The following is a 12,418-nucleotide window of genomic DNA, read 5'->3' on the forward strand; positions in this document are numbered from 1 at the left end:
ATAAACCAGAACCCAAACCACAACAACCACCAGTTGGAAGTAATTGAAAGTTAATTGAAGATTGTAAATTACGCGGGATAATTTATTCTTTACTTTTTAATTTCAATATCATTTGCAATCTTATTGACAGTATTAATAACAATATTTTTACCATACTTTTTTACTAACGACCGCAAAATTAAATATTGCTTTATTTGCATAATTTCAACCTCCTATAATTAACTTAAAAATTAACTTAAAAAAGTTAACTAAATTAATAGTTAACTTTTTATGATTTGGTATTTACAATTTACAATTTAAATACCTAAGTGGACTTTACAATTAATAAAATATTTCAAAAATATAAAAATAGGACTTTGGTTCTATTTTTATATTAGGTTATTATCTTGTAAAATAGCAACTAAACCGTGAAAAATTAAATCCTTATCATAATGATAATTAACTAATTTTTTAATGTAGTCAGCATTGCCCCCTGTTAAAATGACTTGTGGTTTGCTTACTTCACTGGCAAGTTGATTAACAAAGCCAGTTATTGCTAACAAATGACCATTAACTAACCCAATATTGATTGCTTGTTTGGTATTTTTTCCTAAAATAACATTCTCATAAGAGAAATCAAATTTTTGTAATAATTGAGCCCGTTCAAATAAGGCTTCAGCTGATATTTCTAAACCAGGCATAATAATTGTTCCTAATAATATGCCTGGTTTTAATAAGGAAATCGTTGTTACAGTTCCCATATTAACTAAAATAACATCTTGTTTTGGAAATAAATTTAATGTTGCATAAGAGCCAACAATTAAATCCGCCCCAAGATTACGAGGATTAGGAATATCTGTTATTAACCGATCGGTTAATAAATTTTTTTTAACTTGATAAAAAGGAATCTTTAAATCTAACGTTAATTGATAAATTAGATCATCTCACATTGGTCTAACTGATAACAATGCCAATAAAGTAAGATCAGTTAAATTACAATTTATTTTACTTAAAGCAGTAGTTATTTTTTGGCGAAAATTTTTTTCCGCCACTAATTCATGACTAGACATTATTAAAAAAACAATGATTTTTTTTTGCCGATTAAGAATAGCAAATTTAATTGCGGTGTTACCAATATCAACTAATAATTTCATCTTATTGTTCACGCTCCTTTATTAGTATATACTGTAAAACTAAATCATAAAAAGTTAATAAAATTATAACAAATTAAAAATAAACAGCACAAGTTTAGCCCTATAAATATGACCATACTTTGTATTATATTATCTTATACTTCATGGATACCCTAAAAAAGCAATTTCACTCGGATTGTTTTTTTTTATTTTATTTGCTTTTTCTAAAAAAAGAGATTATGATGTAAGTATAAAAATAAATGATATACCTGTATATATTAGTAATATGGTCTAGTGTTTCTACGTCTTACCATTGGAAAAAGACACTATAGGTTAATGCTTTTGCTTTTTAAACATTAACCATTCATTTTAATTGAAGATACCAGGTTGATTTTTTTTGTTTTTAGGAACATTAAGTTAAAAAGGAGCAAATTTAATGAAAAGAATTTTACAAAGTTTAATGATTATAAGTATTGCGGGGACTTCAGCTAGCAGTCTTATTGCTTGTATAAAAAAATATTATTTTGATAGTAGTATTTGAGTTATTATTGATGGTGGGACTATTACTGACCGTGCTTTTAATCAATCGGCATGAGAAGGGGCAAGTAAATATGTTGTTGCCCAAAAAAATAACGCGATTTTAAGATTACAATGAAAAACTTCAGATTGACGAGCAAGTTATTTTGAATCAGTTAGTCAAACACCTGGTGATTATAAACGTGCTTATATTACTTCTTCAATTGCAGGGGCCAAAACCTTAGTTTTACCAGGCTTTAATCATGGTAACATTTTGGGGTGAGCTGCAGATTTAGTTGATAATATTATTTATATTGATGGTAGTGGGCAAAATATTCATCTTAATATGTATCAAAAAGCTCCTTTAGCAAAAAATATTATTGGAATTACTTATCAAGCTGAAGCTTCTGGTTTTTTTGTTAGTTTAGCAACAAGTATTTATTTAAATGCTCATCAACAAGAATATAATGGTCAATTAAAAATAGGTACTTATGGGGGAATGGATAATCCTGTTGCTGTTTCAAATTATATGTGAGGTTTTTTAGTTGGGGTTGATTTATTTAATATGATTATTGATACACCATTAAACAATAAGTGAAATAATTTAAAAGGCAAATTATCCGAGCAAGTTCAAAATATTAATCCGTCAATAATAACTTTACAACCAGTTATTAAAGTTCAAAAAGTTTTAAAACAAAATGAATCATGATTTTCACAATCATTTCAAGCTGGCAACGGGAAAATTATTAGTGATGAATTATTGTCTCGGGGGGCTCGTATTATTTTTCCTGTTGCTGGGGCACAAGTGCAAGATACAATTAATCAAATTAAAGTTCATAAAGTTAATGCTAAAGTTGTTGGTGTTGATACTGAACAATCAAAAATTTATGGGGAAAATTATGTTGTAACAAGTGCTCTAAAACAAATTGGCACTTCAACTTATGATGCTTTAAAAAATATTTATTCGCAAGAATGTGGTTATGATGCTCAAAATGAAATGTGAGATTTGACATATCAAACCAATAATTGTTGAATTAATACTGATCAAACTTCCCTTGATCATCCATCATGAACAGGGATTGAAACAACTAAATGGGTTAAACAAAACTTAGTTGATTTTTTACATAATACTAGTGAAGATAAAAGCAAAAATACTTTATTTGATCAAATTATTCAAATATTACAACGAGCTTATAAAACGGGGATTGATAACCATGGGGCAATTGCCGCACAGAACTTTGCTAATACTTTACAAAATACTTACGAGACACAAACAACATTAAAAGAATATTTATTAACAGAGATTGAAAAAATATTATAAGATATTTGTTAGTAACAAACTAAATTGATATAAATCCAATAAATTTATGATTGTAAATTATAAATATTGTTCTTAATTTAGCGTCCTGTACGATAAACCGGCAAAAAAAATTCTTGTTAGATTTTTTTATTTTTATATTGTAAGTGCCAAATCATAAAAAGTTAACTAAATTAATAGTTAACTTTTTATGATTTGGCACTTACAATATAAAAATAAAAAATGTTAAACTAACAATTAATATCATGGAGCGGGTGAAGGGAATCGAACCCTCACAGTCAGCTTGGAAGGCTGAAGTTCTACCATTAAACTACACCCGCATTTTTAAATTTTATCATTAACCACAATAATATATATACCATTGTCTTGTTTGATGTCAATTCTTTTTTAATAAATGGTACCCAAGACCGGACTTGAACCGGTACAGTTGTAAAACCGACGGATTTTAAGTCCGTTGCGTCTACCTATTCCGCCACTCGGGCATATATCTTTTTTATAAATGGTCTCCTGTAAAGGACTTGAACCTTTGACCCACTGGTTAAAAGCCAGATGCTCTACCTACTGAGCTAACAGGAGACAATGGCTGGGCTAGCTGGATTTGAACCAGCGCATGAAGGAGTCAAAGTCCTTTGCCTTACCGCTTGGCTATAGCCCAAAATACACAATAAATATGGTGGAGGGGGAGGGATTCGAACCCCCGAACCCGAAGGAGCTGAGTTACAGTCAGATGTGTTTGGCCACTTCACTACCCCTCCAAAAATGGTGCTGGCTAGAAGAATCGAACTCCCAACCTACTGATTACAAGTCAGTTGCTCTACCTATTGAGCTAAGCCAGCAGAAATCATGGTCGGGTGTAACGGACTTGAACCGCTGACCACCTGCTTGTAAGGCAGGCGCTCTCCCAACTGAGCTAACACCCGATTATACAATTCGTTTATTGTGTTGAAACCTTCTTAATTTTATATAAAACAATAATTTTTGTCAATTAAAATATTATTAATTAATTAATTTTTTAAAATATTAAAATGCATAATAGATTTAAAAAATGGATTTTTATGCTTGTAAATCCATTTTCTAATCTTAATTAATGTTGACATTGCATATGATCAGATCCCTTATATTGGGGAATATTAATCATGTAACCGTCTTCACGTCGTCATAATCCTTTGATTACTTTGGTAATTAGATAAACCATAAAGAATATTCCAATTAAAGTTGAAGTAAAGTGTAAAATATTGACAAAAATTGATAAACCATCTTGTCCTTTTTGGAACATACGTCCAAATGCTTCAATCAATTTTAATAATGCTGTAATAATTTGAATAATTAACATTATTGTTACTAAAACAGTATAAATAGTTGAAACCAAACGTAATCATTTTCCATAAGAAGTTTCGGTCATCATATTAGCTACGACTTTATTACTATAAAAACCCGGGACAAAAATTAAACTTAAAACACTAACAACAGCTAAAACTCCCATCATAATGGCAAAATTTTGTTTTGCATCACCAACTCACACTTTATCTGTTGCTTTGTTGTAAAAAATCATTACAGAAGCAATGCAAGCAAGAGCTGAGACTAATCAAGCAGTTCCTAAATAACGAACAATAACAATGCGAGCATTTTTTGTCGCTTTAACATCAGTATCTGGTAATCATGTTAATGCAAAAGGTGCAAAAAATCCACCAAATGATAATGATAAAACCGCTAAACTTCATTTGTTAGCACATAATTCAGCATCAGTACTCCCAATCGCATAACGAATTAAACCAATATTACAGATGATTGTGGTAAATAACGAAAAAATAACGGCTAATAAAATTAACACTTTGTAACTTGTTAAATCAGCATATGAATTCATTAATAAACTACGTGCCACATTTAGATCACCAGGAAAAGTTCCATTGTTATATTGACCTAAATAATAAAAGTAAGTTCCCACTGCTGCTGTCATCCCCACAATACCAACGATACTTGACAACACAATTCAAAATCTCATAAATAAAAAATTTCTTCTCATCATTTATATAATCACTATTCCTTTCTACAATTATATAAGTAAATTATATGCTTTTTTCAGTTTAATACAAGATATTTCTTTCATTCTTTTTCAACCGAAAAAATCCGTTTTTTCACCTTATTTTATGGTACATTTAATAAGTGAGGTGAAATTAAAATAATGAAAGCATTTGATTATGAAGACATTCAATTGATTCCAGAATTATGTGTTGTTGATTCCCGAAAAGAATGTGATACAACCGTTAAATTAGGAAAACATACCTTTAATTTACCTGTAGTACCTTCTAATATGGCAACGGTAGTTAATGAAGAATTATGTGAAAAACTAGCTGAAAAAAACTATTTTTATATTATGCATCGTTTTAATGTTAATGAAATTAAATTTATTAAACATATGAAAAGTAAAAATTTAATTACATCAATTTCCGTTGGTGTTAAACCAGATGATTATGCCTTAATTGAAACATTGCAAAAAGAAGCTTTAATTCCTGACTATATTACAATTGATATTGCCCATGGTCACGCCGTTAGTGTTAAGAAAATGATTGAACATATTCGTCACCATTTAGGGCACGAAACATTTATTATTGCTGGTAATGTTGGAACCCCAAAAGCTGTTCGTGATTTAGAACAATGAGGCGCTGATGCAACAAAAGTTGGAATTGGACCTGGAAAAGTATGTATTACAAAATTAAAAACTGGCTTTGGGAATGGTGGATGACAATTATCGGCCGTTAAATGATGCAGTAAAGGTAGTTCAAAACCAATTATTGCGGATGGTGGATTACGAGTTAATGGTGATATTGCCAAATCAATCCGAATGGGAGCGACAATGTGTATGATCGGAAGCTTATTTGCTGCTCATCAAGAATCACCAGGAAAAAAAGTTGAAAATAATGGCGTTAAATATAAAGTATATTTTGGCTCAGCAAGTGAATATAATAAAGGTGAAAAACGTTATGTTGAAGGAAAAAAAGAATTGATTGAAATTCGCGGTAGCATTTTTGAAACATTACGCGAAATGACCGAAGATTTACAATCATCAATTTCCTATGCTGGAGGAAAAGACCTTTCGGCCATTAAAAAAGTTGATTATGTCATTTTAAAAGATAGTAATTTTTAAATTGGTCGTATAAATAAAAGTAGGGTAAAGATAAAGTTGGTCGCGTGAAAAAAAGAATGGTTTTGAAAAAAACTCAGAAATTGAATAAGAATATATACTGTAAAACTAAATCATAAAAAATTAATAAAATTATAACAAATTAAAAATGGTGGAGATGGCGGGAATTGAACCCGCGTCCACAAATAACTTTCTAATACCTTCTACAGTTTAGTCTAATCATCTTTTTTTCATTATTTAATAGTAGGATTAGACAACTAATTAAATAACTAGATAATAAGATTTTTCAAAATCCTAACATTATCAATCAGAATTTCTATTAGATTAAATTTTGAGATACGATAATAATTAATAACCTACAATTAATCATCATTACGGCTAGCAATCCTCTAACAACGAGGAATTAAGCTGCTAACATTGGTCTCCCTGCTAATTGATTATTCATCAAGAAAGTAGGAATTTCAACTTTTTCTTCTGTTTGTTTTTTGTTTGCATTTCTTCAAACCTAGTAGCATTATAGTTTGCCAAACTACTGCCAATATTAGTAGATCATTCCTGTCGAAACCAGAACATCCCCATATAGTAATTATACTCTTAAATTATTAAACTGTATACTGTAAAACTAAATGATAAAAAGTTAATAAAACCATAACAAATTAAAAATAAAAAACAATAATCACAAAAAATATTAAATTAAAAATATTGTTTTTAATATTTATTTTTATAATTTTATTAACTTTTATTTTTTATTTTATAAATATTCTTGTTGGGAAAAATTAAAAATAGTTGCAATTAATTAAAAAAGAATTATAATAAAACCATAAATATTAGAGGAGTAATTAATAACATAGTTCAGAGAGTTAATTGGCGGTGTGAAATTAACCTATTGTTTTAATGAAGGTTGCTAAATATTTTAACTTGATATTTTAATTAAGGTAGTAAGTAATACTTATTAAAGAAGGATGGTACCGTAATTATTGCATAATAATTGCTCCTATTATTTTATTTAAATAATAGGAGTTTTTATTTAGAAAGGATAGCGTATGGGAAAAGAATTAACAAAGAAATATAATCATGACTTAGTCGAAAAAGGAAAGTATCAATTTTGGAAAACAGCAGATTATTTTACAGCGGATGTGAAAAGTAAACAACCAAGTTTTAGTATTGTCATCCCCCCCCCAAATGTAACTGGAAAACTACATTTAGGACATGCTTGGGATACAACATTACAAGATTTAATTATTCGTTATAAAAAATTAATGGGATTTGATACATTATATTTACCAGGAATGGATCATGCCGGAATTGCTACCCAAGCAAAGGTTGAAGAACGCTTACGCGTAACAAAAAAGATGTTACGTCATGATTTAGGGCGTGAAAAGTTTATTGAACAAGTTTGAATATGAAAAGAAGAATATGCCGAAGTTATTCGAGAACAATGAGCTAAGTTAGGATTAGCATTAGATTATTCTCGCGAACAATTTACTTTAAATGACAATTTATCAGCAGCAGTGCAAAAAGTCTTTATTGATTTATATCAAAAAGGATTAATTTATCGTGGCAAACGAATTATTTCATGAGACCCATTGCAAAAAACTGCTTTATCAAATATTGAAGTTATTTATCAAGAGCAACAAGGAAAAATGTATTATTTTAAATATTTTTTAGAAAATAGTACAAGCGAGTTTTTAACAATTGCAACAACTCGCCCAGAAACAATGTTTACTGATCAATGTGTTGTCGTTAATCCAAATGATAAGCGCTATCGACAATATTGAAATAAGAAAGTCGTAAATCCAGCGAATGGTGAATTAATTCCTGTTATTTGTGATGATTATGTTGATCAAGATTTTGGAACAGGGGCAATGAAATGTACGCCAGCCCATGATGCTAATGATTTTGAAATTGCTTTGCGTCATCATTTAGCAATGCCAATTTGTATGAATTTAGATGGGACAATGAATGAACTAGCTGGGGAATATAATAACCAAGATCGTTTTACCGCTCGTCAGAATTTAGTTAATGATTTAACTAAACAGAAATTAGTCGTTGAGATTAAAGATCATTTTCATCAAGTCGGTTTTTCAGAACGAAGCGGGGCTATTGTTGAACCATATTTATCCGATCAATGATTTTTTAAAATGGCTTATTTTGCTGAAAAAATTATTAAATTTCAAGCAACAAATGACCAAATTAAGTTTTACCCGTCTCGTTTTAATACAACATTAATTAATTGAATGGAAAATGTACAAGACTGATGTATTTCACGTCAATTATGATGAGGGCACCAAATTCCTGCTTGATATCATAAAGATGATTTAACAAAGATTCATGTTGGTCTAACAGCACCAGATAATAGTAAAAATTGAGTGCAAGATGAAGATGTCTTAGACACTTGATTTTCGTCGGCATTATGACCAATGACAACTTTAGGATGAATTTCAGATGAAACATTATTTCAACGTTATTTTCCAACCAATGTTTTAGTTACTGGTTATGATATTATTTTCTTTTGGGTTTCGAGAATGATGTTTGAATCATTAGAATTTACCAATAAAAAACCGTTTAATGATGTTTTAATTCATGGATTAATTCGGGATGAAGAAGGGCGTAAAATGAGTAAATCCTTAGGAAATGGGATTGACCCAATGGATGTTATTAAAGAATATGGGGCTGATACCTTACGTTATTTTTTAGTTACAAATAGTGCGCCAGGTCAAGACTTGCGTTTTTCTTTAGAGAAGGTAAAAGGAGCATGAAATTTTATTAATAAATTATGAAATGCTACTCGATATATTGAAATGAATTTACCAAGTAATTTCAACCCATTAGCTAATTTTGACCAAGAGATTAAGAAATTATTAGCACATCAAGCGAATGAGATTGATCAATGAATTTTAACGGAATTAACAAAAACAATTGTGAAAGTTCAAACTAATATGGAGAAATATGAGTTTGTGTTAGTCAGTAAAGCTTTGTATGATTTTGTGTGAAATAAGTTTTGTTCATGATATATTGAATTAACAAAAGTTAATTTGCAAAGCGATAATGTCACCATTCAAATGGCATCGTTACAAACATTATTTTATGTGCTAAAACAAATTTTAATTATGATGCATCCTTTTATTCCATTTGTAACAGAAGAGATTTATCAGAAACTAAATTTAAAACAATCAATTATGTTAGAAAATTATCCAACAACTAATTTTAATTATGATGTTGATTATTTAAATGTAGTGACCGAAATTGTTGCTGCTATACGAGAAGTGCGTAGTGATTATCAAGTTAAAAAACAACAGGAAATTGAAATTTGAGTTGATCAAACAAGTAGCAAAAATAAAATTAATACAGCATTAATTACTTTAATTAATGAATTTATTTTAAAAATGGTAAATAGTAAAATTATTGGTGTTTTGCAACAAAAAGATGAGCATCAAAAATATTTAACAATTCCATTATCCAATGTTATTTTAGAAGTTGTGGCAAATGATATTATTGATGAAACCACTGAACAAGCAAAAACAACAATCGAATTAACTCGGCTAGAGCAAGAAATAAAACGAAGTAAAAACATTTTAGAAAATCAAAACTTTTTAGCAAAAGCTAGCGCGGAAAAGATTAAGATTGAGCAAGAAAAATATTCCCAGTATTTAGAGAAATATCAACAGTTAAAAGGGAAAATAACTAATGAGAACTCTAACAATTAATATTATTGGGGCCGGATTGGCAGGAACAGAAGCAGCGTACCAATTAGCACGAAGAGGTTTTAAAATTAACTTATATGAGAGTAAACGGTTAGTTAAGAATCTGGTGCAAAAACAAGATTCATTTGCTGAATTAGTTTGTTCTAATTCCTTACGCAGTGATAGTTTAACGAATGGAGTTGGCTTATTGAAATATGAAATGTAGACTGCACCCTGTTTAGTAAGTATTAATAAAAAGGTTTACAAACTTTCATTTATTATATATTTTTCTTTTTGGTTTGAATATCATTTATTTCATTTTTTAACATCATTAATATATTCATTATGAGATTTATAATTTTTATTATGGATTGTTCCTTTTTAAGTAATGAATGAAAACTTTCAATAATAATGTTGTCTGCACAATGATAATTTTTACCCATTGAAATTATAATTTTGTTATCTAAACATTTACTATTATAATCTTTAGATGTATATTGATATCCGTGATCTGAATGAATTATTGTTTTATTTAGATCTTTTTTTATTTTTTTAATTTTATTAATTGCATCATTTAAATTATCAATTACAAGTTTATTATTATTAAATTTTGATCATTTTACATCAATAATTTCTTTAGTATATCCATCAAGTATTGTTGATTGATAATGTTTTTTACCATTTCAAATTAAATAAGTTACATCAGTAAATAAAATTGAAAATCTTTCTTTAATATCATTAAAATTACGATTTACTAAATCAGGATATTTAATTATATTTTTATTTCTATTTTGTTTTATTAATATTTTTCTACGCATACGCTTTACATATTCAGCTTGAATATTATTTTCTTTCATAATTCGCAATACTTTCTTAGCATTATAAACAATGCCATAATCTTCTTTTAAATATTTGGTAATTCGACGATAACCAAATTGTTTTAAATTTTCTTCATAGACTTTTACAATATTTTTTAATGATTCGCTATTCTTACCATTACTTGAATAATTTTTATATTTATCTCAATAACTACGCTTTAAATCTGTTATATCAAGTAATAAATTTAGTGGATATTTATTAATGTTTTCTTTGATAAAAGATACAATTTTTTTATTTAATTGTAAAAGTCATGAAGCTTTTTTAGTAATTCATACCTAACTTTGTAATAGTTTAAATCTCTTTTTTCAAATGATTCTTTTGGACCTTTATTGGTGTTTAAAATTCCTTTCTTAAAATTTTCATACCATGAAGCAACAGTTTTTTATTAATTTGATATTTTTTTGCAATAAAACTTATACTATTATTTTTAACCTCTTGTACTATCATTTTTCGAAAATATGCTGTATATTTATTAAATTTTTGTCATTTTCTTGCCATATAAAAATGCACCTCCTCTAAAGTTTAGCAAAGACTTTTTTTATTTACTTACTCTTTTGGGTGCAGTCTAATGTTAGCCTTTGATTCCTTAATTATTAAGGCAGCCTATGCAAGTCGTGTTCCAGCGGGAGGAGAATTAGCTGTTGATCGCCACCAATTTTCAGCCTATATTACAACATGGTTAACAAATAATTCAAATGTAACTTTAATTGACCAAGAAATAACAACAATTGATTCGAATGCCATTACCTTATTTGCTTCTGGTCCATTAACAACTCCAAAATTGCAAACTACAATGCAAGAATTATTAGGGCAAGAATATTTTTATTTTTATGATGCTGTTGCCCCAATTATTACCAAAGAAAGTATTAATTTTACAAAGCTATATTATAAGTCACGTTATGACCAAGTCGATAGTAAAGATTATATTAATTGTTCAATGACAAAAGATGAGTTTGACTTATGAGTTCAAGCATTAATTACTGCGGAGACAGTAACTTTACATGATTTTGAAAAAGAAATTTATTTTGAAGGATGTATGCCAATTGAAGCAATGGCGAAGCGAGGAGTTAAGTCCCTATTATTTGGACCACTAAAACCCGTTGGTTTAGAGAAATCAAATGGGGAACGACCATATGCTGTTGTTCAATTACGGCAAGATGATGCAATTGATACATTATATAATTTAGTTGGTTTTCAAACTAATTTAAAATTTCCAGAACAACAACGCTTGATTATGATGTTGCCAGGATTAGAACAGGCTCATATTGTACGATATGGGGTTATTCATAAGAATAATTTTATTAATTCTCCTGTTTTGTTAAATCAATTTTTACAATTAAAGAATTATCCAAATATTTTTTTTCGCAGGGCAAATTACTGGTATGGAAGGATATGTTGAATCAGCGGCAACGGGAATTATTAGTGCATTGAATATTGCAAAACTATTACAAAAAGAACCGATGATAGCATTACCCCCAGAAACAATGATGGGAGCATTAGTAAATTATATTATTAATGCGTCAACAACTAATTTTCAACCAATGAAATCTAACTTTGGAATTATACCTGCGTTTGACAAACGCTTTAAAAATAAACATGAAAAATATTTAGCATATAGTAATCGAGCATTAACAATTTTAAAAGATTTTATTACAAACAATGTGTAAATTGTAAATACCAAATCATAAAAAATTAACTAAATTAATAGTGGTAGTCGGAAAAATTTTATTTTTGGCATCGTGTACGATGAACCTCCAAAAAACAACTC

At 28.8% G+C, this 12,418-nt stretch carries 9 protein-coding genes, 7 tRNA genes, 1 other RNA gene, 2 pseudogenes and 1 riboswitch; of the genes and pseudogenes, 6 read left to right on the plus strand and 13 right to left on the minus strand.

The annotated features are described in order from the left end of the window. Nucleotides 1-368 precede the first annotated feature (368 nt). Nucleotides 369-1,133: a type III pantothenate kinase gene (locus tag AACK78_RS02365; protein ID WP_338956132.1), complete on the minus strand. Its 765-nt coding sequence runs from the start codon at nucleotides 1,131-1,133 to the stop codon at nucleotides 369-371. 228 nt (nucleotides 1,134-1,361) lie between these two features. Continuing rightward, a riboswitch (purine riboswitch) is annotated at nucleotides 1,362-1,461 on the plus strand. Between the two features lie 87 nt (nucleotides 1,462-1,548). On the opposite strand from AACK78_RS02365, the gene AACK78_RS02370 reads away from it, so the two are divergent. Beyond that, complete coding sequence (locus AACK78_RS02370; protein WP_338956133.1) at nucleotides 1,549-2,949, plus strand: BMP family ABC transporter substrate-binding protein; 1,401 nt, start codon at nucleotides 1,549-1,551, stop codon at nucleotides 2,947-2,949. A 243-nt stretch (nucleotides 2,950-3,192) separates the two neighbouring features. On the opposite strand, the gene AACK78_RS02375 is transcribed toward AACK78_RS02370, so the two are convergent. The 8 genes from AACK78_RS02375 to AACK78_RS02410 all read right to left on the minus strand — a co-directional run bounded on the left by AACK78_RS02375 (nucleotide 3,193) and on the right by AACK78_RS02410 (nucleotide 4,948). Then, nucleotides 3,193-3,266 (minus strand) — tRNA-Gly (locus tag AACK78_RS02375). A 75-nt stretch (nucleotides 3,267-3,341) separates the two neighbouring features. Continuing rightward, nucleotides 3,342-3,428: transfer RNA gene (locus AACK78_RS02380), tRNA-Leu, on the minus strand. A gap of 18 nt (nucleotides 3,429-3,446) precedes the next feature. Then, a tRNA-Lys gene (locus AACK78_RS02385) sits at nucleotides 3,447-3,522 on the minus strand. A gap of 4 nt (nucleotides 3,523-3,526) precedes the next feature. Then, nucleotides 3,527-3,601: transfer RNA gene (locus tag AACK78_RS02390), tRNA-Gln, on the minus strand. A gap of 16 nt (nucleotides 3,602-3,617) precedes the next feature. Next, nucleotides 3,618-3,701: transfer RNA gene (locus AACK78_RS02395), tRNA-Tyr, on the minus strand. 5 nt (nucleotides 3,702-3,706) lie between these two features. Continuing rightward, nucleotides 3,707-3,782 (minus strand) — tRNA-Thr (locus AACK78_RS02400). 8 nt (nucleotides 3,783-3,790) lie between these two features. Continuing rightward, a tRNA-Val gene (locus AACK78_RS02405) sits at nucleotides 3,791-3,866 on the minus strand. A gap of 164 nt (nucleotides 3,867-4,030) precedes the next feature. After that, the gene (locus AACK78_RS02410; RefSeq protein WP_338956135.1) at nucleotides 4,031-4,948 is read right to left on the minus strand and encodes a hypothetical protein; all 918 of its coding nucleotides are present in this window, start codon (nucleotides 4,946-4,948) and stop codon (nucleotides 4,031-4,033) included. A gap of 180 nt (nucleotides 4,949-5,128) precedes the next feature. Between AACK78_RS02410 and AACK78_RS02415 the strand changes: the two genes are divergently transcribed. Continuing rightward, a complete protein-coding gene (locus AACK78_RS02415; RefSeq protein WP_338956138.1) occupies nucleotides 5,129-6,091 on the plus strand; it encodes a GMP reductase in 963 nt (320 codons plus the stop codon). Between the two features lie 146 nt (nucleotides 6,092-6,237). Here the strand turns inward: AACK78_RS02415 and ssrA are convergent. After that, nucleotides 6,238-6,665, minus strand: a transfer-messenger RNA (tmRNA) gene (gene ssrA, locus AACK78_RS02420). A 466-nt stretch (nucleotides 6,666-7,131) separates the two neighbouring features. On the opposite strand from ssrA, the gene AACK78_RS02425 reads away from it, so the two are divergent. Beyond that, complete coding sequence (locus AACK78_RS02425) at nucleotides 7,132-9,795, plus strand: valine--tRNA ligase (RefSeq protein WP_338956140.1); 2,664 nt, start codon at nucleotides 7,132-7,134, stop codon at nucleotides 9,793-9,795. After that, nucleotides 9,776-9,994: pseudogene (locus tag AACK78_RS02430) on the plus strand (FAD-dependent oxidoreductase); the annotation flags it as partial. The gene AACK78_RS02425 and the pseudogene AACK78_RS02430, both read left to right, overlap by 20 nt. A gap of 55 nt (nucleotides 9,995-10,049) precedes the next feature. On the opposite strand, the gene AACK78_RS02435 reads toward AACK78_RS02430, so the two are convergent. The 3 genes and pseudogenes from AACK78_RS02435 to AACK78_RS02440 all read right to left on the minus strand — a co-directional run bounded on the left by AACK78_RS02435 (nucleotide 10,050) and on the right by AACK78_RS02440 (nucleotide 11,148). Beyond that, complete coding sequence (locus tag AACK78_RS02435; RefSeq protein WP_338956142.1) at nucleotides 10,050-10,628, minus strand: DDE-type integrase/transposase/recombinase; 579 nt, start codon at nucleotides 10,626-10,628, stop codon at nucleotides 10,050-10,052. Between the two features lie 21 nt (nucleotides 10,629-10,649). Further along, a pseudogene (locus AACK78_RS07385) lies at nucleotides 10,650-10,919 on the minus strand (hypothetical protein); the annotation flags it as partial. Nucleotides 10,920-10,986: 67 nt separating this feature from the next. Beyond that, nucleotides 10,987-11,148, minus strand: coding sequence for a hypothetical protein (locus AACK78_RS02440; RefSeq protein WP_338956145.1), 162 nt, complete (start codon nucleotides 11,146-11,148; stop codon nucleotides 10,987-10,989). A 70-nt stretch (nucleotides 11,149-11,218) separates the two neighbouring features. On the opposite strand from AACK78_RS02440, the gene trmFO reads away from it, so the two are divergent. Further along, the gene (trmFO, locus tag AACK78_RS02445) at nucleotides 11,219-12,073 is read left to right on the plus strand and encodes a methylenetetrahydrofolate--tRNA-(uracil(54)-C(5))-methyltransferase (FADH(2)-oxidizing) TrmFO (RefSeq protein ID WP_338956147.1); all 855 of its coding nucleotides are present in this window, start codon (nucleotides 11,219-11,221) and stop codon (nucleotides 12,071-12,073) included. Next, entirely contained in the window at nucleotides 12,033-12,317 is a 285-nt protein-coding gene (locus AACK78_RS02450; RefSeq protein WP_338956149.1) for a hypothetical protein, read from the plus strand. The genes trmFO and AACK78_RS02450 overlap by 41 nt, the downstream gene beginning before the upstream one ends. Nucleotides 12,318-12,418: the final 101 nt, after the last annotated feature.

The sequence above is a fragment of the Spiroplasma endosymbiont of Polydrusus cervinus genome, from assembly GCF_964019755.1.
Classification (GTDB): Bacteria; Bacillota_I; Bacilli_A; order Mycoplasmatales; family Mycoplasmataceae; genus Spiroplasma.